General features: G+C 62.4%; 17 protein-coding genes. 13 read left to right on the forward strand and 4 right to left on the reverse strand.

Annotated features, from left to right (window positions below; all coding sequences use genetic code 11):
• Nucleotides 1-23: 23 nt before the first annotated feature.
• Nucleotides 24-791, forward strand: coding sequence for a co-chaperone DjlA (djlA, locus tag BM194_RS08585; protein WP_092845737.1), 768 nt, complete (start codon nucleotides 24-26; stop codon nucleotides 789-791).
• A 12-nt stretch (nucleotides 792-803) separates the two neighbouring features.
• On the opposite strand, the gene BM194_RS08590 is transcribed toward djlA, so the two are convergent.
• The 3 genes from BM194_RS08590 to ribA form a co-directional block, all read right to left on the reverse strand.
• A complete protein-coding gene (locus tag BM194_RS08590) occupies nucleotides 804-2672 on the reverse strand; it encodes an ABC transporter ATP-binding protein (RefSeq protein WP_092846024.1) in 1869 nt (622 codons plus the stop codon).
• 33 nt (nucleotides 2673-2705) lie between these two features.
• Entirely contained in the window at nucleotides 2706-3377 is a 672-nt protein-coding gene (gene trhA / locus BM194_RS08595) for a PAQR family membrane homeostasis protein TrhA (RefSeq protein ID WP_092845739.1), read from the reverse strand.
• Nucleotides 3378-3457: 80 nt separating this feature from the next.
• Complete coding sequence (gene ribA / locus BM194_RS08600) at nucleotides 3458-4093, reverse strand: GTP cyclohydrolase II (RefSeq protein ID WP_092845741.1); 636 nt, start codon at nucleotides 4091-4093, stop codon at nucleotides 3458-3460.
• A 110-nt stretch (nucleotides 4094-4203) separates the two neighbouring features.
• Here ribA and hemE point away from each other — a divergent pair, with 110 nt between their 5' ends.
• From hemE to BM194_RS08630, 6 genes are all read left to right on the forward strand, one after another.
• Complete coding sequence (hemE, locus tag BM194_RS08605; RefSeq protein ID WP_092845743.1) at nucleotides 4204-5268, forward strand: uroporphyrinogen decarboxylase; 1065 nt, start codon at nucleotides 4204-4206, stop codon at nucleotides 5266-5268.
• A gap of 11 nt (nucleotides 5269-5279) precedes the next feature.
• Nucleotides 5280-5633: a VanZ family protein gene (locus tag BM194_RS08610; protein ID WP_244890920.1), complete on the forward strand. Its 354-nt coding sequence runs from the start codon at nucleotides 5280-5282 to the stop codon at nucleotides 5631-5633.
• 246 nt (nucleotides 5634-5879) lie between these two features.
• The gene (locus BM194_RS08615) at nucleotides 5880-6908 is read left to right on the forward strand and encodes an amino acid ABC transporter substrate-binding protein (protein WP_092845747.1); all 1029 of its coding nucleotides are present in this window, start codon (nucleotides 5880-5882) and stop codon (nucleotides 6906-6908) included.
• An 80-nt stretch (nucleotides 6909-6988) separates the two neighbouring features.
• A complete protein-coding gene (locus BM194_RS08620) occupies nucleotides 6989-8167 on the forward strand; it encodes an amino acid ABC transporter permease (protein WP_092845749.1) in 1179 nt (392 codons plus the stop codon).
• 1 nt (nucleotide 8168) lies between these two features.
• On the forward strand, nucleotides 8169-9278 hold the full coding sequence (locus BM194_RS08625; protein WP_092845751.1) for an amino acid ABC transporter permease: 1110 nt from the start codon (nucleotides 8169-8171) through the stop codon (nucleotides 9276-9278).
• Between the two features lie 38 nt (nucleotides 9279-9316).
• Nucleotides 9317-10081, forward strand: coding sequence for an amino acid ABC transporter ATP-binding protein (locus BM194_RS08630; RefSeq protein ID WP_422730648.1), 765 nt, complete (start codon nucleotides 9317-9319; stop codon nucleotides 10079-10081).
• Between the two features lie 28 nt (nucleotides 10082-10109).
• Here the strand turns inward: BM194_RS08630 and BM194_RS08635 are convergent, their stop codons facing one another.
• The gene (locus BM194_RS08635; protein WP_092845753.1) at nucleotides 10110-10631 is read right to left on the reverse strand and encodes a hypothetical protein; all 522 of its coding nucleotides are present in this window, start codon (nucleotides 10629-10631) and stop codon (nucleotides 10110-10112) included.
• A gap of 482 nt (nucleotides 10632-11113) precedes the next feature.
• Between BM194_RS08635 and fdhF the strand changes: the two genes are divergently transcribed.
• The 6 genes from fdhF to BM194_RS20905 form a co-directional block, all read left to right on the forward strand.
• Nucleotides 11114-14089 (forward strand): formate dehydrogenase subunit alpha, encoded by a 2976-nt coding sequence (fdhF, locus tag BM194_RS08640; RefSeq protein WP_092845755.1) that lies wholly within the window; start codon nucleotides 11114-11116, stop codon nucleotides 14087-14089.
• Nucleotides 14089-14574: a helical membrane plugin domain-containing protein gene (locus tag BM194_RS08645; protein ID WP_092845758.1), complete on the forward strand. Its 486-nt coding sequence runs from the start codon at nucleotides 14089-14091 to the stop codon at nucleotides 14572-14574. The genes fdhF and BM194_RS08645 overlap by 1 nt, the downstream gene beginning before the upstream one ends.
• Before the next feature lie 171 nt (nucleotides 14575-14745).
• Nucleotides 14746-15174: a host attachment protein gene (locus tag BM194_RS08650; protein WP_092845760.1), complete on the forward strand. Its 429-nt coding sequence runs from the start codon at nucleotides 14746-14748 to the stop codon at nucleotides 15172-15174.
• Between the two features lie 263 nt (nucleotides 15175-15437).
• On the forward strand, nucleotides 15438-17303 hold the full coding sequence (locus tag BM194_RS08655; RefSeq protein WP_092845762.1) for a methyl-accepting chemotaxis protein: 1866 nt from the start codon (nucleotides 15438-15440) through the stop codon (nucleotides 17301-17303).
• Nucleotide 17304: 1 nt separating this feature from the next.
• Nucleotides 17305-19443, forward strand: a complete 2139-nt coding sequence (locus BM194_RS08660) for a methyl-accepting chemotaxis protein (protein ID WP_244890918.1) — start codon at nucleotides 17305-17307, stop codon at nucleotides 19441-19443.
• A 453-nt stretch (nucleotides 19444-19896) separates the two neighbouring features.
• Nucleotides 19897-21030: cache domain-containing protein (locus BM194_RS20905; protein ID WP_244890921.1), on the forward strand; the 1134-nt coding region annotated here is incomplete at its 3' end.

Raw genomic sequence — 21030 nt, forward strand, 5'->3', positions numbered from 1 at the left:
GCCATGATAAGAACGAGGAATCCATGCTGATAGCAGTCGTGATAGGCGGCCTGCTGGGTTACATGATCGGCCGTCTGCCGGGGCTGCTCATTGGAGCGGCCCTCGGCTACTGGCTGGCCCTGCGCCTGCGCAGGAGCATCGTCGGCAAGCTGGTCCGGGCCCAGAACCAGTTCCTGAATTCCACCTTTGCGGTCATGGGCTGTCTGTGCAAGGCCGACGGGCAGGTGACCGAGGACGAGCTGAATGTCTCCCGGCGACTGTGGGAGCGCTTGCGCCTGAATGAAGCGCAGCGTGCCGAGGCGCGTGCCGCGTTCAATCGAGGCAAGGCGCCGGATTTCGACCTGGATGCCGAGCTTGCCGTCGTGCGCCGTGTCACCGGCAGCCATCGTGGCCTGCTCCAGCTATTCCTGCAGGTTCAGCTTTCTGCCGTGGCGGCCGATGGCCAGGTGCACCCCGCCGAACGGGACATGCTGTTGCGCGTCGCGCGGGGCCTGGGGTGTTCCGCGGCGGAAGTCGCCCAGATCGAAGCCATGTTGCGCGGTGGCGGGGCCCAGTCGTCCGCGCCTGCCGGTCAGTCGCTCGACGATGCCTATCGCATCCTCGGCGTCGATGCCGAGGCCAGCGATGACGAGGTCAAGAAGGCCTATCGACGCCTGATGAGCCAGAATCATCCCGACAAGCTGGCCGGCAAGGGATTGCCCGACAGCATGCGCGAGATGGCGGAACAGCGGACTCAGGAGATCGGCAACGCCTACGAGCAGATCCGCAAGGCGCGCGCCGTCAACGCCTGACGACGCGCCCCGTTAAGCGTTTTCGGAAGCCGCCGTACTGGCGGCTTCCTCGTCACCGGCATCCAGAAAGCCCCCCGACTGATGGCGCCACAGGCGGGCATAGAGGCCGTTGTGCCGGATCAGCTCGTCATGGGTGCCCTGTTCGACGACCTGGCCGCGATCCATCACTACCAGGCGATCCATGGCGGCGATCGTGGACAGACGATGGGCAATGGCAATGACTGTCTTGCCGGCCATCAGGCGGTCGAGGTTCTCCTGGATTGCCGCCTCCACGTCGGAATCCAGCGCCGAAGTGGCCTCGTCGAGAATCAGGATCGGCGCATCCTTGAGCATCACCCGGGCAATGGCGATGCGCTGGCGCTGGCCGCCCGAAAGCTTGACGCCGCGTTCGCCGACGTGGGCGTCATACCCTATGCGACCCTGAATGTCGCGCAGGCCGTCGATGAAGCTGGCGACATGGGCCTGCTCGGCGGCCTGGCGCATCAGGTCATCGTCGGCATCGGGGCGCCCGTAGCGCAGGTTGTCGCGGACCGAGCGGTGCAGCAGCGAGGTATCCTGAGTCACCATGCCGATATGCTCGCGCAGGCTTTCCTGGGTGACATGGGAGATATCCTGGCCGTCGATCAGGATGCGCCCGCCCTCCAGGTCATGGAAGCGCAGCAGCAAATTGACCAGGGTCGACTTGCCGGCACCCGATGGGCCGACCAGTCCGATCTTCTCGCCGGGGCGAATGTCCAGCGACAGATCCTCGATCACGCCGCTGCCCTTGCCGTAATGAAAACGGATGTGATCGAAGTGCAGCGCGCCTTCGGTGACTGTCAGCGGCTTGGCGTCGGAACGGTCCTCGACATGATGGGGCAGGGCAATGGAGGCGATGCCGTCCTGCACCGTGCCGATGTTCTCGAACAGCGCCGACACTTCCCACATGATCCACTGCGACATCCCCCACAGCCGGAGTACCAACCCCAGGGCGACGGCCACGGCGCCGATGCTCACGGCATCTTGCATCCATAGCCAGATGGATAACGCGCCCACGCTGAACAGCAATAGCGAATTCAGCACGTAGAGCGTACCGTAGAGTCCCGTGACCAGGCGCATCTGGCGATGCACGGTACCGAGAAACCCGTTCATGCCTTCGCGGGCGTAAGCTGCCTCGCGCCGGGAATGGGAGAACAGCTTGACGGTCTGGATGTTGGTGTAACTATCGACGATGCGCCCGGTCATCTGCGAACGGGCATCGGCCTGGTCCTTGGACACGCGACCCAGGATGGGCACGAAATAGCGCAGCAGTAGCAGGTAGCCGACCAGCCATGCCCCCAGCGGTACAGCCAGGCGCCAGTCGGCGATGCCGACCAGCACCAGCGTGCCGAAGAAGTAAACCGTCACGTAGTTGAGCACGTCGAACAGCTTGATCACGCACTCGCGCACGGCCAGCGCGGTCTGCATCAGCTTGGTGGCGATGCGACCGGCGAACTCGTCCTGGTAGAAGCCCATCGACTGCTTGAGCAGGTAGCGGTGCACCTGCCAGCGGATGCGCATGGGGTAGTTGCCCATCAGGGTCTGCTGGTTGATCAGCGAGTGTCCCATCACCATCGCCGGCAGGCCGACCAGGATCAGCAGAGCCATGCCGGCGAGCTTCCAGCCCTGGTCGGTCAGGAAGGTCTCGCGCTCCTGCGACGACAGCCAGTCGACGATGTTGCCCAGAAACCCGAAGATCCATACTTCGGTAATCGCGATCGCCGCCATCAGCAGTGCCGACGCGGCCAGAAACGGCCAGGCGCCACGAGTGTAGTGCAGGCAGAAGGCGATCAACGTATCCGGTGGGCGACGCGGCTCATCCGACGGAAACGGATCGAGGCGATTTTCGAACCAGCGAAACAGCATGAAGAGGTTCCTTGTCACATCACTGCCGCCTCACGCCGAGGCGGGCAGGACGGCAGTATAGACGGCGAAATAGTGACAGACACTGCCGCCGAGCACGAACAGGTGCCAGATGGCGTGGTGAAAGGGAATGGAGCGGATCGCGTAGAACACCACGCCGAGGGTGTAGGTGATGCCGCCGGCAATCAGCAAGGTCAGGGTGGTGTCCGACAGGTGATCTCCCATCTCGCCGGAGGCGATCACGATCAGCCAGCCCATGATCAGGTAGACGATCACCCGCAGTACGCCGAAGCGGTGTGGCCAGAGCAGCTTGAGGGTGATGCCGCCGAGCGCCAGCCCCCAGATGACGCCAAGCAGCGTCCAGCCCAGCGGACCACGCAGATTGACGAGCAGAAAGGGCGTATAGGTGCCGGCAATCAGCGCATAGATCGCGCAGTGATCGAGCACCTTGAAGGCGCGCTTGAGGCGAGGGTGACGTATACCGTGGTAGAGCGTCGAAGCGGTATAGAGCAGCACCAGGGTGAGGCCGTAGAGGCTGACCCCGACAATCTTCCATGGATCGACATGGGCTGCCAGGGCAGTCAGCACGATGAGCACGATCATACCGGCCAGGCTGAGCACGGCGCCGACCCCATGGCTGATACTGTGCAGCAGTTCCTCGATGATGCTGTATTCGCCGTCACGGTCAGAGTCAGAGCGCGGCATCGCGACACCTCCTTGAGTCACCGTAGCGTTCGGCAGTCATCCGCAGGGCTGTATTCCATGCCCCTCGAGCCAAGCGTAGCTCAGGACTTGCGGTCGATATCCACGTCGCGTGCCAAGGTGAAGTCATCGAGCGCCATCATGTGCCCCAGCTTGCCGGCCTTGGTGGAGAGGTAACTCTCGTTGTGCGGATTGCGGCCGGTGGTTAGCGGCAGTCGCTCGGCAATGGTCACCCCGTCGCGGGTCAGGGCGTCGACCTTGCGCGGATTGTTGGTCATCAGCTTGAGGGCACTGATACCCAGATGCTCGAGCATCGGCACGCACAGGTCATAGCGGCGCAGGTCGGCACCGAAGCCGAGATGCTCGTTGGCCTCGACCGTGTCGTAGCCCTGATCCTGCAGGTGGTAGGCGCGGATCTTGTTGAGCAGGCCGATACCACGGCCTTCCTGGCGCAGGTAGAGCAGCACGCCGCGGCCTTCGTCGGCAATGCGCTTGAGTGCTTCCTGCAACTGGTAGCCGCAATCGCAGCGCATCGAGAACAGCGCATCGCCGGTCAGGCACTCGGAATGCACCCGTCCAAGCACCGGTTCACCATCGGCCACGTCACCCAGTGTCAGGGCGATGTGATCCTTGCCGGTAGCCTCATCCTCGAAACCATGCATGGTGAAGGTGGCCCAGGGCGTGGGAAGCTTGGAGGCGGCAATGAAGCGGATCGACACGATATACCTCGATAGACGCGGACAACTGCCCGGATAAAGGATCGTATTATAACAGGCGAGCGGCCCCATCCGTTACAATGACGGCAAATTCGCGAGGTGACGAGAGCCCGATGGAACTCAAGAACGACCGTTTTCTCCGCGCCCTGGCCCGCCAGCCGGTGGACCGCACGCCCGTCTGGATGATGCGCCAGGCTGGCCGCTACCTGCCCGAGTACCGTCGGGTACGTGGCGAGGCGGGCAGCTTCATGGACTTGTGCCAGGATGCCGAGCGCGCCTGCGAAGTCACCCTGCAGCCGCTGGATCGTTACCCGCTGGATGCCGCCATCCTGTTTTCCGACATCCTGACCATCCCCGATGCCATGGGGCTGGGGCTGTACTTCGAGACCGGCGAGGGCCCGAAGTTCCGCAAGCCGGTGCGCACCGCGGCCGACGTCGAGGCGCTGACGCTGCCCGACGCCGAAGGTGACCTGGGCTACGTGATGAAGGCAGTCTCCACCATCCGTCGCGAACTCAATGGCCGGGTGCCGCTGATCGGCTTCTCGGGCAGCCCCTGGACGCTGGCGACCTACATGGTCGAAGGCGCATCGAGCAAGGACTTCCGTCACGTCAAGTCGATGCTCTACGGCAATCCCGATGCCATGCATCAACTGCTCGACCTGCTCGCACAGGCGGTGACCGACTATCTCAATGCGCAGATTCGTGCCGGGGCCCAGGCGGTACAGATCTTCGATACCTGGGGCGGCACGCTGTCGACCCCGGCTTATCTGGAGTTCTCGCTGCGCTACATGGAGCAGATCGTCGCCGGGCTGATTCGCGAGCACGACGGCCGCCGCGTGCCGGTCATCCTGTTCACCAAGAACGGCGGCCAGTGGCTCGAGCATATCGCCTCGACCGGGGCCGATGCCGTGGGGCTGGACTGGACCACGGAGCTGTCCGATGCCCGGGCCCGGGTGGGGCATCGCGTGGCGCTGCAGGGCAATCTCGACCCCAATGTGCTGTTTGCCCATCCGGCGGCGATCCGTGCCGAAGTGGCGCGAATTCTCGACAGCTACGGCGACGGCCCGGGGCATATCTTCAACCTGGGACACGGCATCAGCCAGTTCACCGACCCTGACCATGTGACGGCCTTCATGGAGGCGCTCCACGAACTCAGTCCGGCCTACCACAATTCATGAGCTGGCGCGTGATGCTTCGTGACCGGCGGCTTTGGGCGGTGGCGGCGAGTGCCGCGGCGCTCGCCATTGCCGTCGGTAGCCTGACGCCCGGCGACGAGATGCCGCAGAACCTGCCGTGGGACAAATTCAACCACTTTGCCGGCTACGCGGTGCTGGCGCTGTTGGCCGGGCTGGCAGGGTGGCGAGGCCTGTTTGGCTGGGGGGGGGTATCTGCCTACGGCATGGCCATCGAATTCGCCCAGATCGCCGTCCCCGGACGCCTGGGAGCGGATCCGGCCGACATGCTGGCTAATGCACTGGGCGCGGCGCTCGGGATACTGCTGTTGGCGGCGGGCCGGCGCCTTGCCAGGGCCCGCTTGGCTTAAGTGGCCCAAACCCTGACGGTTTAACCCGGCGATCGCTGAACCATGGCTGTGCAGTGACCGGTTGAGGGGCGTTGGACCGGCACCTGTGCGAGGCAGATCCGGTTGGGACGACGAAAGGATTGACTCGCGCCACTGCGTTAAACAGGCGTTTGCTCGGGTGATCTGGGTGAAATGGCAGGGTCTTTGCTAATGTTGTAGTGCTCGTAAATGATTGTGACAAAAAACAAAGAAAGGAGCTCTACCTGCATGATCAATAAAAACAAGTTCCTGCTCGCCTTGCCTGTAGCGGTTGCCTTTGGGGCAAGCATCAGCAGTGCCCAGGCGGCGATCCTCGAGGATGTCGAGTCGCGCGGGAATCTCAACTGTGGGGTCAACGTGGGGTTGTCGGGATTCTCATCGACCGATGAGAACGGTAATTGGCAGGGGCTGGATGTCGAAACCTGCCGGGCTGTCGCTGCGGCGGTCTTCAACGATCCCGACAAGGTGGTCTTTACACCGCTGACCGCCAAGGAGCGTTTCACCGCCCTGCAGTCCGGGGAAATCGATGTGCTTTCGCGCAACACTACCTGGACGGCGACGCGTGACAACTCGCTGGGCCTCAATTTCACGACGACGACTTTCTACGATGGCCAGGGCTTCATGCTCGACAAGAGCCTGGGTATCGAGAACCTGGAGGACCTGAACGGCGCCTCCATCTGCATCCAGTCCGGCACGACACACGAACTCAACCTTGCCGACTACTTCCCGTCTCGCAACATCGAGATCAACACGGTCACCTTCGATACACCCGACCAGACGGCACAGGGTTTTGCCAGTGGGCGCTGCGACGTCCTGACCTCGGACACCTCCCAGCTCAGCGCACTGCGCCTGCAACTGCCCGATCCGGAGAGTGTCGTCATCCTCGATAGCCTGATCTCCAAGGAGCCGCTCGGGCCCGTGGTACGCCAGGGCGACGACCAGTGGTTCGATATCGTCAAGTGGACGATCTTTGCCATGATCAATGCCGAGGAACTGGGGGTTACCAGCGACAATGTCGATGAAATGAAGAATAACCCGCCCAACCCCCAGGTGGCGCGGCTTCTTGGCGTCGATGGAAACTACGGTGAGCAGTTGGGGCTGTCCAACGATTGGGCCTACAACCTCATCAAGCACGTCGGAAACTACGGTGAGGTGTTCAAGCACACCGTGGGCGAGGACTCTCCGCTCAATATCAACCGCGGCATGAACGCACTGTGGAACGAAGGCGGCATTCTTTATGCGCCGCCGATCCGCTGACCTCGACTTGGCCTGAGCAACCGCACCATACGTGGCGACACGTATGGTGCTCTTTCACGTAACCATGTCAGAGGCTCGATATGCTGCGTTCTTCTTCCCGCGCGCGGGGGCCGCTATGGCGGAACCCTGCCGTCCGGGCTCTGGTGTTCCAGGCGATTCTGCTGTTGGCGCTGGTGGCACTGGTTGCCATGATCGTCTTCAACACCATGGCCAATCTGGAGGCCCGGGGGATCACGACCGGGTTTGGCTTTCTCAATGAGCGCGCCGGGTTCTCGATTCCCCAGACGTTGATCGACTACTCCGGCAACAGCACCTATGCACGGACCTTCATCGTTGGGCTGCTGAATACGTTGCTGGTCTCGGTCATGGGCATCGTGGCTGCCACCATTATCGGCTTTGCCGTCGGTATTTCCCGCCTGTCGACGAACTGGCTGCTGGCCAAGCTGGCGGCAGTCTATGTCGAGACCTTCCGCAACATCCCGTTGCTCGTCCAGATTTTGTTCTGGTATTTCGCGGTGCTGCAGGCGCTGCCGAGCCCGCGCCAGAGCCTGGCTGTCTTCGACATCTTCTTCATCAACGTGCGTGGCCTGGTCATGCCGGATCCGCAGCCCCTGCCGGGATTCGAGGCGGTGCTCTGGGCTCTCCTGCTTGCCGTGGGCATGGTCGCCCTCCTGGTCCTCTACGCGCGTCGGCGCCAGGCGCGTACCGGCAAGGCGTTACCCATGTACTGGTTGGGAGCGGCGCTCATCATCGGCCTGCCGCTGCTCGTGTTCCTGGCTACCGGCATGCCGCTGGAGTGGTCGATACCCGAAATGGCCGGGTTCAATTTCCGTGGCGGCGTCACGATCATTCCCGAACTCATGGCCTTGTGGCTGGCCCTGTCGATCTATACGGCGGCGTTCATCGCCGAGATCGTGCGTTCGGGCATTCAGTCCGTCCCCCATGGCCAGGTCGAGGCGGCGCGTTCCTTGAGCCTGCCGGGCAACATTACCCTGCGCAAGGTGGTCATTCCCCAGGCCATGCGGGTGATCGTGCCCCAATTGACCAGCCAGTACCTGAACCTGATCAAGAACTCCTCGCTGGCCACGGCCATCGGCTATCCGGACCTGGTCGCCGTGTTTGCCGGTACGGCACTCAACCAGACCGGCCAGGCGATCGAGATCGTTGCCATGACCATGGCCGTCTATCTGGTGATCAGCCTGGTGGTATCGGCGCTGATGAATATCTACAACGCCCGAACCTTGTTGAAGGAGCGCTGAGATGACCACCACGACGGTCTATGACGAAATGATCGAGGCCCGCCGACCACCGGACTTGCGTAGCGGCGTTGCAGGATGGCTGCGCAAGAACCTGTTCAACGGTCCGGTCAATAGTGTAATCACCATTATCACCGCGGGGCTCATGGCATGGGCACTCTGGCCACTCTTGCAATGGGCCGTGTTGCAGGCCGACTGGATAGGCCAGACTCGTGAGGACTGCAGCGGGGAAGGAGCCTGCTGGGTCTTCATCTCGGCGCGCTTCGAGACGATCGTCTACGGGTTCTATCCCGAGGCAGCACGCTGGCGCGTCGATATCATCTTCGCCATGCTGGCGGCGCTGATCGCCTGGCTGGCTATCCCGCGTCTGCCCGCCAAGCGCTGGGTCGGCCTGTTCGCCCTGGTCGGCTTTCCTGTCGTTGCCTACTTCCTGCTGGTGGGCGGTCACTTCGGCCTGATGTACGTACCGACCCGTGAGTGGGGCGGCCTGATGCTGACGTTGACCATTGCTACGGTCGGCATTGTCGGCTCGCTACCGCTAGGTGTCATCCTGGCACTAGGCAGGCGCTCCAAGATGCCGTTGGTCAAAAGTGTCTGTGTAGTGTTCATCGAGTTCTGGCGTGGCGTACCGTTGATCACCGTGCTGTTCATGGCCTCGGTGATGCTGCCGCTATTCGTGCCGACAGAGGTCGACTTCGACAAGCTGCTGCGTGCTCTGGTCGGCATCATGTTCTTCTGGAGTGCCTACATGGCCGAGGTGGTGCGCGGTGGCCTGCAGGCCATCGACAAGGGCCAGAACGAGGCCGGCCAAGCGCTGGGACTGAGCTACTGGCAGCGCATGGGGCTGATCATTCTGCCGCAGGCGCTGAAACTGGTGATCCCGGGCATCGTCAATACCTTCATTGCGCTGTTCAAGGACACCTCGCTGGTGTTGATCATCGGCCTGTTCGACCTCCTGGCGATCGTTCGCGCCGGGCTGACCGACCCCAATTGGCTGGGGTTTGCCACCGAAGGTTACGTGTTTGCCGCGCTGGTGTTCTGGGTCTTCTGTTTCAGCATGTCGCGCTACAGCCAGTACATCGAGCGGAAGCTGCACACCGGCCACCGCCGTTAGCCGCGAAACGACACAAGATTTTTTTGAGGACAACGACAATGACCACTCCGGCAGCCAGTGCCAGCAATGGGCCGATGATCGAGATCCAGCGGCTCAACAAGTGGTACGGTGACTTTCACGTACTGCGCGACATCGACCTGACGGTGGCGCGTGGCGAGCGCATCGTCATCTGCGGCCCATCGGGTTCGGGTAAGTCGACCTTGATCCGCTGCGTCAATCACCTCGAGGAGCATCAGCAGGGCGAGATCGTGGTCAACGGCATCGCCATGACCCAGGACGTCAAGCGCATCGAGCAGATCCGGCGCCATGTCGGCATGGTGTTCCAGCATTTCAACCTGTTTCCGCACCTGAGCGTGCTCGAGAACTGTTGCTTGTCCCAGGTCTGGGTACAGAAGAAGCCACGTGCCGAGGCCGAGGCGACGGCCATGGAGTACCTGGAGCGCGTGCAGATCGCCAACCAGGCGTACAAGTATCCCGGCCAGCTTTCCGGCGGCCAACAGCAGCGCGTGGCGATTGCCCGCGCGCTGTGCATGCGCCCTGACGTGATGCTGTTCGACGAGCCCACCTCGGCACTCGACCCCGAAATGATCAAGGAAGTGCTCGACGTCATGGTCGAACTGGCCCATGAAGGCATGACCATGCTTTGCGTGACCCACGAGATGGGCTTCGCCAAGACCGTGGCCGACCGGGTGATCTTCATGGACCAGGGCCAGATCATCGAAGAGGCGCCGCCGGAGAGCTTCTTCAATAATCCGCGTTCCGAACGGACCCAGCTATTCCTCAGCCAGATCCTCGGCCACTGAACGCAGGAGCCCTGTCGCCAGCACCAGCCTAGAGCCTGGGCTCCTGGCGCGACGCCACGGCCGCTTCGCTGTCCGTGTCGTCGCTCGATGATCGGTGCTCGCCGTCGTCGGCCCGGCGTCTAGAGAAAGGACGACGGGGCTTGATCACCCGGGCGTTGCCGACGGCTTCTTCATCGATGATCGCTGCCTGACCGGTCGGCCGGGTGTCGTTGACCCAGCTCTCCTGGGGGGCATGCACACCCGGACGCCGATCGAACGAGCGGGTCATGATGGCGCCCGGCACGATGCCCTGGCGCAGCGTACCGGCAATGTAGTGCGGCAGCATGAACAGGTCGGCCAGCAGGCGCAGCCCGATCATGGCAAGCAACAGCAGGCCGCCACCCAGGGCCAGGCTCGGCCAGGCCGCTTGCCAACGGGTCTCGGCCAGCCAGGGGGTCTGCGAGACGAGCCATAGCACGCCGTTGAGAAACAATGCCACCTGGGCCACAAGGTGACAGAAGACCACCGTGCGCCGCGGTAGCGGGCGGCGCAGCAGAAAGAAATTACGCATTATCCAGATATCTCCAAGGGTTCGGCATCGCGCAATGTCGACCCGGTTGCACCGGTCGTTCCTTGCCGGTAAGTGAAGACTAACATCTATTCGAGACCAACGGAGTAGACGTGGTTCTTTGCGGCATCATGCTTTATGTAGCTTTTTGTGCACGCATTGTGTGCATCGTTCCCGAGCGCCGGCTCGTGCTTAGACAAGCCAGGGGGCGTTGACTACGGTTCATGAGACGGAGCGAATTGGCACCCGGCATGGATTGCCCGTGGCACGCACTGCGCCCTGCCCTTGCGGCATGTCCTGAGCATCGTCCTTGACAGCCCCCGCTGAGCGTCGCTCATCGGTGTGTCGTCTCTTCCCGTGGGTTCTAAAAGCGATAAAGCGCGTCCCAGGCTCTGTCACCAGGGCGTCGGTCCTACCGACCGAAGTGAAGGAATAATCGGCTCGCCCCCGTGACCGGCGGGCCCCGATGAGGAGCCAACCATCCCATGGCCAAGGATAGCGACTGCACGATCGTCTTCGACGGCAAGCGCCTGTCGGGCAGGGCGGACATGCCGCTGGTCGATTTTCTCGAGACACATGGCATCGACCTGCCCCACGTCTGTTACCACCCCTCACTGGGCCCGCTGGAAACCTGCGACTCGTGCTGGGTCGAGGTCGATGGCGAACTCAAGCGCGGCTGCACGCTGAAAGCCCGCGAGGGGCTGACGGTCACCAGCCAGAGCGAGTTTGCCGTCTCCGCCCGCCACGAGGGCATGGATCGCCTGCTGAGCAAGCACGAACTCTACTGCACGGTATGCGAGAACAATACCGGCGATTGCACCCTGCACAACACCATGGCGGAGATGCAGATCCCCATCCAGCGCTATGAGTTCCAGCGCAAACCCTACGAGAAGGACACCTCGAGCCCGTTCTACACCTACGATCCCGACCAGTGCATCCTGTGCGGGCGTTGCGTGGAAGCCTGCCAGAATGTCGAAGTCAACGAGACGCTGTCCATCGACTACTCAATGGACAACCCGCGCGTGCTGTGGGACGGCGGCAAGAACATCGACGACTCCAGTTGCGTGCATTGTGGCCACTGCGTCACGGTCTGCCCCTGCAACGCGCTGATGGAAAACACCATGCAGCCGGATGCCGGGCCGTTTACCTCGATGCCGCAGTCGCTCAAGCGGCCGATGATCGACATCATCAAGACCCTCGAGACCACCACCGGAGCCACGCCGGTGACCGGCCTGTCTATGATGGACATGCACTGGCGCCAGCCGGAGATCAAGCGCACCAAGACAGTGTGCACTTACTGCGGTGTGGGTTGTTCCTTCGAGATGTGGACCCGCGACCGGCACATCCTGAAGGTGCAGCCCGTCGTCGATGCACCGGCCAACGGCATCTCGACCTGCATCAAGGGCAAGTTCGCCTGGGATTTCGTCAATAGCGAACAGCGCCTGACCATGCCGCTGATCCGCGAGAACGGGCGTTTCCGTGAGGCCGGCTGGGACGAGGCGCTTGACCTGGTCGCCCGCCGGCTGATCGAGACCCGTGACAAGTACGGGCCGGACAGCCTGGGCTTCATCGGCTCGAGCAAGGCGAGCAACGAGGAAGCCTACCTGACCCAGAAGATCGCGCGCCTGATCGTGGGTACCAACAACGTCGATAACTCGTCGCGCTACTGCCAGAACCCGGCGACCAAGGGGCTGTTTCGTACCGTCGGCTATGGTGGCGATGCCGGTTCCATCGAGGACATCGAAAAGGCCGAGGTGGTGGTCATTGTCGGCAGCAATACCGCCGAGAACCACCCGGTCATCGCCTCGCGCATCAAGGCCGCGCAGAAGCTGCGCGGCCAGAAGGTCATCGTCGTCGACCCGCGCAAGCACGAGATGGCCGAGCGCGCCGACCTGTACCTGCGCCCCAACGCCAGCACCGACCTGATCTGGGCCTCGGCGCTGTCGCGCTACATGTTCGAGCATGGCTACGCCGACCAGGCCTTCCTCGATGAGTGGGTCAACAAGGTCGACGAGTACCGTAAGTCGCTGGAGCCGTTCACGCTCGAGTTCGCCGAGCAGAAGACCGGCCTTTCCAGGCAGGAGTTGATCGAAGCAGCCGAGATGATTGGCCAGGCTAAGAGCGTGAGCCTGCTGTGGGCAATGGGCATCACCCAGCACAGCCACGGCTCGGACACCAGTACGGCGCTGTCAAACCTGCTGGTGGTGACCGGCAACTACGGCAAGCCGGGTACCGGCGGCTATCCGATGCGCGGTCACAACAATGTCCAGGGCGCCAGCGACTTCGGCTGCCTGCGCAACATGTACCCCGGCTACGAGAAGGTCTCCGAGGATTCGGCCCGTGAACGCTGGGCCAAGGGCTGGGGTGTGCCCAAGGAACAGCTCTCCGACAAGGTCGGTGAGGGCAACTTCCTGATGGTTCAGGCCGCCGCCGAGGACCGACTCAAGGCGATGTACATCATCGGCGAGGAAACCGCCTTCTCCGATGCCGACAGCGGCAACGTGCATTCGGCATTCACCGATCTGGATTTCCTGGTCGTTCAGGACATCTTCCTGAGCCGCACTGCCGAGTTCGCCGACGTGGTGTTGCCGGGCACGCCCAGCGTCGAGAAGGAGGGCTCCTTCGTCAATACCGAGCGACGTATCCAGCGCTTCTACGAGGTGCTTCCGCCGCTCGGCGACAGCCGCCCTGACTGGCGTATTCTCACTGACCTGGCAGCGCGCATGGGGCATAACTGGGGCTACACCCACCCATCGCAGATCATGGAGGAATGCGCCCGCATCTCGCCGATGTTCGCTGGCGTGACCTACGAGCGCCTTGCCGGCTGGAAATCGCTGCAATGGCCGGTCAAGGCCGACGGCAGCGATTCGCCGCTGCTGTATACCGACGGTTTTCCCAACGAGGACGGCAAGGCCAATCTGCACCCGTTGGAATGGCAGGAGCCGGAGGAAGCGCCCGACGACGAGTATCCGCTGTCGATGGATAACGGGCGCATGCTCGAGCACTTCCAGGCCACCAACCAGACCGGCCGTGGGCCGCGCATCTGGGAAGAGGCACCGGGCTGGTTCGTCGAGGTCAGCCCCGAGCTGGCCGCCGAGTACGGCATTGAGGAGGGCACTTGGGTCAAGCTGACCTCGCGGCGCGACAGCATCGAGGTGCGTGCGTTGATTACCGACCGGATCAGTGGCCATACCCTGTTCCTGCCGATCCACCAGGGCAAGCCCGGGGTCAATGCCCTGACCGGCGAGCATCACGACCCCGACGTGGACACCCCTGCCTACAAGGAAACCGCGGTCAGGCTCGAGGTATTGCCCAGGGAAAAAGGCGCGCCGCCGCTCAAGCACAACAATTTCCGCTATGGCCACCGCACGCCGCGCAAGGGCGTCGAGGTGGAGGTCAAGTGGGCCCGGAGTGACTACGTGGCACCGCCCGGACATGTCTCCAATCCGAGGAAAATGTAATGGCAGAACGAATTTCTCATGACGTGACGCCGCCCAAGATCGGCCCGGATGCCCACGAAGAGCTGGAGCGACTGCTGCAGACGTTGCACGAGCATGGCGTGTTGCGCTTTGCCAACGATGTGGTGGGAGCCAATACCGAAATTGCCCAGGTACTGGTCAATGGGCTCGGCAAGCCCGGCACGCTCAACGCAGTCCAGAACCTGTCGGTTCTGGGCATGGTGCTGTCGCGCATCGAACCCAGTGACTTCTACCGCATATGCTTTGCGCTACGCGACGCCGTGGAGCGTATCAGCCAGCATCATCCCGAGCGGGACGGCCACGATTCACCGGGGGTCGGCGGTGCCTACAAGATGCTCCACGACGAGCAGCTCTGGCACGCCATCCTGCCCCTCATCGACGGGCTCAAGGCATTTGCCGAGCGGCTCGACAAACCGGTGGACAAGCCGGTGTCGGACTACACCGGCAAGCCGACCAGCGGGCCGTGAGACAGGTAGGAGATAGTGGTGGCGATGTGCGATTTGTGTCGTACGCCGTCATCGCCCATGCTTGGTGACATGCGCCATGTCGAGACCTGTCGATCAGGGTGCAGGGGGCAAGCCCCCAGTGAAATGGAAGTGTGCGCCGAAGGGCGTGACGATGATTGCAAAGGAGGTGTTATGAAGCGCTACATCATTGCCGCGGATGCTGCCCGGGCGCGGATATTCACTCAGGAGAAGAACGGCGACATCAACGAGATCGACAGCCTGGTGCATGCGGAGAGCCGCGAGCATGCCGGTGACTTGCGTACCGGTGGCAAAGGCGGAGTCGATGACTCGGCAGGTCAGGGAAACCGTCAGTCCGACAAGTCCGTTACGACCATGCAGAACGAGTCGCTGGCTTTCGCCAAGGAAGTCGCCGAGTACATGCGCAAGGCGCGTACCCAAAACCAGACGGACAGCTTCGTGGTGTTCGCGGCCCCCAAGTTCCTGGGTAACCTGCGCGAAAAGCTGGATAGCATGACTCGTGGCATGATCGTCAAGGCGGTGGACAAGGACGTGTCCAAGGATTCCGCACACGAGCTTGCCGACAAGTTGCGTAACCTCTGATTCTTGTTTCCTTCCGGGCCGCAGCCATTGCGGCCCGATTCTTCCCTTCCTTGTCGTTTCGTCGTCTAACCGCTCAGGCGCTAACGGTTCGTTGCGGGCAACATTAGCTTTGCCGCAAATAATTCTGTTATTGCATTGACCTGCAACAGAAATGTCTGTCTTACCCTAAAGTTTTCTTGACAGTCGTCGATAACGCCTCAGAGCTCAGCGCCCCTGCTTGGCGCCAAGAATATTCAATCCTTCGACGACCGAGAACGATAAGCATGCTGTCCTCCCTGAAACGCCGTATCCAGGTGGCCTGTGTGGTCATCATTGCCGTTGCCATGGCGCTGGTAGCCGGCGTGGGCTATTTCACCGTGGAATCCCACTATGAGGTGGCCATCGAGAAGAACCTCACGGCCGTCGCGAAAGGCAATGCCAAGGCCATCGAAGAGTGGGTCGCTTCGCGGCGCAGCATGATCGATGCCGCGCGTGGCCATGTGACCGGCGACGATCCCGTGCCGGCGTTGGTACAGCTGGCCGAGTCGGGTGGCTTCCTGTCGACTTATATCGGCAAGCCCGACGGTAGCCTGATCACTTCCGACGGCTGGGTGCCGCCAGCCGACTACGATCCACGCCAGCGGGGTTGGTACCAGCAAGCGGTCGAGCAGGGCGAAACTGTTGTCGCGAAACCCTATGTGGACGGCAATTCGGGGCAGATCGTTCTGCCGTTTTCGACACCCGTCGAGAAAGATGGAAAGCTGCTAGGTGTCATCGGTGGCGATGTCGTCATCGATACTATTGTCAAGGATGTCGCCGCCATCCAGCCGACACCGTCGAGCTTCGCGTTCCTGAGCACCGGTGGGGAAACCATCATCGCCCATCCTGACCCCAAGCTGACGCTCGAGCCTTTGACCCGGCTGAGCTCGTCCCTGGACGAGGCACTGATCACTGCCCTGCGTAATGCCGGCGGCTGGCAGGGCATCAGTATCGCTGAACAGGACGCTCGCCTGACGGTGATGCCCATTGCCGGAGCCGACTGGGAGCTGGGTGTGGCACTCGATGAAGGCGAAGCGCTGGCTGGCCTCCGGGCCATCATCCAGTCGTCCCTGATCACCTTGGTGCTGGTCACGCTGGTCGCTTCCGTCCTGCTCGGCCTGTGGCTCAAGCGCGCCTTCGGCGGCCTGGAGCGGGTGCGCGACGCGCTAGAGAACATCGCCAGCGGCAGCGGTGACCTGACCCGTCGTCTCTCGGCCAGCGGACGCGACGAGGTGGCGCAGATTGCCGATGCCTTCAATCGCTTCGTCGACAAGATGGAACGCGTGCTGATCACCATCCGCGACAGCAGCGATTCGGTCAGCGTGGCCTCCAGCGAGATCGCCCAGGGCAGCCAGGACCTGTCGTCGCGCACCGAGACCACCGCCTCCAACCTGCAGGAAACCTCTGCCTCGATGGAGCAACTGACCAGCACCGTCGAGCATACTGCCGATTCGGCGCGCCAGGCCAACCAACTGTCACTGTCGGCCTCGGAAGTCGCCTCGCGTGGTGGCGAGGTGGTGTCGCAGGTAGTGCACACCATGGATGACATCGATGCCTCGTCACGCCAGATCGCCGAGATCGTCTCGGTGATGGATGGCATCGCTTTCCAGACCAACCTGCTGGCGCTTAATGCTTCGGTGGAGGCCGCGCGTGCCGGCGAGCAGGGTCGTGGCTTCGCGGTAGTCGCCGGCGAGGTGCGTCAGTTGGCCAGCCGCAGCGCCGATGCCGCGCGCCAGATCAAGGAACTGATCGAGACATCCACCACCAAGACCCGCGCCGGCGCCGAGCTGGTACGTGCCGCGGGCGAGACCATGGACGAGATCGTCGCCAGCGTGGCGCGGGTCACCGACGTGCTCGGCGAGATCGGCGCCGCCACCCGGGAACAGAGTCAGGGTATCGGACAGGTCAACCAGGCGGTGGCCGAGCTGGATCGCATGACCCAGCAGAACGCCGCGCTGGTCGAGCAATCCGCTGCCGCCGCCGACCAGCTCCAGGAGCAGGCGGTGCGCCTGACCCGCGCTGTCGGTGCCTTCACCCTGTCACGCACGGCCGAACGGCCGCAACCCCCGCTGCTGGCATCGTCACGCCAGGCAGTTACGCAGGAGGAATAAGATGCGCTTCAAGTCCCTGCGCACGTTCGTTACCACTCTGGTCGGCGCCTGTATCCTGGCTGTTGTCGCCGCACTGGTCATCTATTCGTTGATCGCCAACTCGCGCTCCCAGGCGCTGGTGGAAAGCCAGACCCAGGAGCTGCTCGAGCGCAATATCGAGGCCCGCCTCACTGCGGTTGCCTCGGCGCAGGCCGAGCGCATCCAGGGTCAGATGGAGCATGCCCTGACGCTGGCCGAGAACCTGGCCGAGACCAACGCCATGCTGGGCCTGCGTGACGAGGAAGACCGCTCCCTGCTGAGCATGAGCCGTCGTCAGCTGTCCTATCTGGTGCGCCAGACCGTGGACGCCAACCCCGAACTGCTGGACGCTTTTATCGGCTGGGAGCCCGATGCCTTCGGGAGCGATGCGTTCTATGCCGGTCGCGATGGGCTCGGTTATGGCGAAGATGGTCGTTTCATGCCCTGGTGGTACCGCACCGATAGCGGCGAGGTGGAAGTGCTGCCACTCGGCGAGACCATGGAAAGCGAGTCCCTGCAGCCCAGCGGGGTGCGCGAGGGCGAATACTACCTGTGCCCGCGTGAGACGCTCGCCCCCTGTATCATCGATCCGGCGCCCTACGACTATAACGGCGAGACGTTGATGGTCACGTCCTTCAACGTGCCGGTCATCGTTGATGGCGAGTTCCGGGGCAGCGCCGGGGTCGACCTGTCCGTCGACTTCATCCAGGCCATGCTCGGCGAGGCCAACCAGTCGCTTTACGACGGTGCAGGTGAGATGGCCCTGATCGCCTCACGGGGCGGCGTGACGTCCTTTACCGGGGATGAGTCGTTGCTCGGCAAGCCCATGGGCGAAGCGTTCGGTGCCGCTCTGCAGGCGCGTATCACCGAGGCGCAGAGTGGCGAGATGGTACGGCATGTCGACAGCGAAACGGGCATGCTCGAACTCTACTGGCCATTCTCCATCGGCGATGTCGGCACGCCCTGGGTGCTGATGATCCGTTTGCCCGAGAGCGCCGTGATGGCCGGGCTGCATGGCCTGCAGGCACAGATGCAGGACCAGCGCGAGACCGATACGTTGGGCATGACACTGATGGGCCTGCTGATTGCCGGCCTGGGCCTGGTTGCCGCCTGGCTGGTGGGGGGCAGCATCGCGCGTCCGCTGCGCCAACTGGCCGAGCGCATGCGTGACATCGCCAGCGGCAACGGCGACCTGACCCAGCGCCTGCCGGTGCGTGGACGCAACGAGAGCGCCGAACTGGCCCTGCAGTTCAATGCCTTCGCCGACAAGATGAACGACGTGCTGCTCGACGTGCGCGACAGCAGCGAATCGGTCAGCGTGGCGGCAGGCGAGATTACCCAGGGCAGCCAGGACCTGTCGTCGCGTACCGAGACGGCGGCCTCTAACCTGCAGGAAACCTCGGCCTCGATGGAGCAGCTGACCAGCACCGTCGAGCACACCGCCGAATCGACGCGCCAGGCCAACCAGTTGTCGCAGTCGGCCTCGGAAGTTGCCTCGCGCGGCGGCGAGGTGGTGTCGCAGGTCGTGAACACCATGGACGACATCGATGCCTCGTCCCGCCAGATCGCCGAGATCGTCACGCTGATGGATGGCATCGCCTTCCAGACCAACCTGCTGGCGCTCAACGCCTCGGTGGAAGCCGCGCGTGCCGGCGAACAGGGGCGCGGTTTCGCGGTGGTCGCCGGCGAGGTGCGCCAACTGGCCAGCCGCAGCGCCGATGCCGCGCGTCAGATCAAGGAACTGATCGATACGTCGGCGGCCAAGACCCGTGCCGGTGCGGCACTGGTACGCCGTGCCGGGGAGACCATGGACGAGATCGTCGCCAGCGTGGCGCGGGTCTCCGATGTGCTCGGCGAGATCAGTGCCGCCACCAAAGAGCAGAGCCAGGGCATTGGCCAGGTCAACCAGGCCGTTGCCGAGCTGGATCGCATGACCCAGCAGAACGCCGCGCTGGTCGAGGAATCCACGGCAGCAGCCGGCCGGCTCGAGGAACAGGCGGTGAGGCTGACCCGGGTCGTCGGCGCCTTCACCCTGGCGCCCCGAAATGGACAATACACCGATATGGCGCTGACCGCTCCAGCATCGACGGCATTGCCCCAGTCCGCTACAGAGCCAAGGTGATAGTGACGAATTCGTCTCATCTTGCGCTGGCATAAATGAAGTTGAGTATTGGCCGCACTGTGTGCGGCCTTCTTTATTAGGGGTGGTAGGTATTACAAACGTTTAAATGTATGCTTATTTGAACTCAACTTCGCTTGTTAATATTTAGCGAGTGTTAGTTTTCATAAGTATGGAACGGGCTAACTTTCTTAAGTTTTATTGAAAAAGGGCGATAACACTCTTGTGCTTTCTCCTGACACGCACGGACTCAATCTAACTACAAACCCAATCTACCCGGATCGAGTACACACCCCATGCCGATTATTATTTCCCTTCGCACTCGAAGCGCCGGTGCGAACATCGTTGCGAGTACGCTCGATAGGGAGCCTCGCAACAATGACGCCATGCTCGAGTGGTTGCGGCCACGGCCAGTGGTCGCATGCTCAGATACCTTGGGTGAGGAGGAGTGACATGATGCATTTCAAGTCATTGCGAACTTTCATCACCCTCTTGGTTGGCACCTGTATTCTGGTCGTCATCGGTGTCTTGATTGCCTACTCGTTATTCGCCAACTCACGCTCCCAGGCGCTGGTGGAAAGCCAGACCACGGCATTGCTCGAGAGCAATATCGAGAAACGTATGCTGACGTTGGCTGCCGACCAGGCGGGGGATATCCAGCGTAAGTTGGAGCAAGCCCTGACGTTGGCACGCAGCTTGGCGATGACAAATGCCTTGATGGGAAAGCGAGACGAGAACGACGCCTCACCGCAGGCTCTCAGGCGTGAAGAGATGTCGAGCCTGGCCCGCCAGACCGTAGTCGAAAACCCCGATCTGCTGGATGCCTTTATCGGCTGGGAGCCTAATGCGTTCGGTAGCGATGCCGTGTTTGCCGGAAAGAAGGACGAGGGTTATGACGGCAGCGGTCGCTTTATGCCTTGGTGGTACCGCACGGCAAACGGCAGTATTGAAGTATTGCCACTGGGTAGTGGCATGGAAAGCCAAGAGCGCGATGCGCTAGGGATCCGCAAGGGCGAATACTACCTTTGCGTCAAGGAAACGCTTCGCGCCTGCATCATCGACCCACATTTTTATGATTATAACGGCGAGACGCTACTGGTTACGTCGTTCAATGCCCCCATTCTCGTCGATGGTGAGTTCCGGGGTGTTGCCGGTGTCGATATTTCCGTGGATTTCATTCAACAGATCTTGGGCGATGCCAACCGGACATTGTATGACGGGGCGGGGGAAATGGCCTTGGTGGCATCGCGCGGCGTTGTTTCCGCCTATACAGGGAATACCGAAGCGTTGGGTCGCTTGGCCGGCGATGTGATTAGCGACACGATGCTCGCCCATCTCACCCGTGCGCATGACGGAGAAGTGACGTATCAGTTCGACGAAGACCAAGGCATGATCGAACTCTACTGGCCATTCTCCATCGGCGATGTCGGTACGCCCTGGGTACTGATGATCCGTTTGCCCGAGAGCGCCGTGATGGCCGGCCTGCACGACTTGAAGGCACAGATGCAGGACCAGCGCGAGGCCGATGCGCTGGGCATGACACTGATGGGCCTGCTGATTGCCGGCCTGGGCCTGGTTGCCGCCTGGCTG

The organism is Modicisalibacter xianhensis (assembly GCF_900113605.1).
GTDB lineage: Bacteria > Pseudomonadota > Gammaproteobacteria > Pseudomonadales > Halomonadaceae > Modicisalibacter > Modicisalibacter xianhensis.

Coding starts and splice junctions, on each gene's coding strand:
- BM194_RS08650 (WP_092845760.1), top strand. CDS start 14,746: ATGAAGCGCTACATCATTGCCGCGGATGCTGCCCGGGCGCGGATATTC.
- djlA (WP_092845737.1), top strand. CDS start 24: ATGCTGATAGCAGTCGTGATAGGCGGCCTGCTGGGTTACATGATCGGC.
- BM194_RS08625 (WP_092845751.1), top strand. CDS start 8,169: ATGACCACCACGACGGTCTATGACGAAATGATCGAGGCCCGCCGACCA.
- BM194_RS08615 (WP_092845747.1), top strand. CDS start 5,880: ATGATCAATAAAAACAAGTTCCTGCTCGCCTTGCCTGTAGCGGTTGCC.
- BM194_RS08620 (WP_092845749.1), top strand. CDS start 6,989: ATGCTGCGTTCTTCTTCCCGCGCGCGGGGGCCGCTATGGCGGAACCCT.
- BM194_RS08610 (WP_244890920.1), top strand. CDS start 5,280: ATGCTTCGTGACCGGCGGCTTTGGGCGGTGGCGGCGAGTGCCGCGGCG.
- BM194_RS08635 (WP_092845753.1), bottom strand. CDS start 10,631: ATGCGTAATTTCTTTCTGCTGCGCCGCCCGCTACCGCGGCGCACGGTG.
- fdhF (WP_092845755.1), top strand. CDS start 11,114: ATGGCCAAGGATAGCGACTGCACGATCGTCTTCGACGGCAAGCGCCTG.
- hemE (WP_092845743.1), top strand. CDS start 4,204: ATGGAACTCAAGAACGACCGTTTTCTCCGCGCCCTGGCCCGCCAGCCG.
- trhA (WP_092845739.1), bottom strand. CDS start 3,377: ATGCCGCGCTCTGACTCTGACCGTGACGGCGAATACAGCATCATCGAG.
- BM194_RS08655 (WP_092845762.1), top strand. CDS start 15,438: ATGCTGTCCTCCCTGAAACGCCGTATCCAGGTGGCCTGTGTGGTCATC.
- BM194_RS08660 (WP_244890918.1), top strand. CDS start 17,305: ATGCGCTTCAAGTCCCTGCGCACGTTCGTTACCACTCTGGTCGGCGCC.
- BM194_RS08645 (WP_092845758.1), top strand. CDS start 14,089: ATGGCAGAACGAATTTCTCATGACGTGACGCCGCCCAAGATCGGCCCG.
- BM194_RS08630 (WP_422730648.1), top strand. CDS start 9,317: ATGACCACTCCGGCAGCCAGTGCCAGCAATGGGCCGATGATCGAGATC.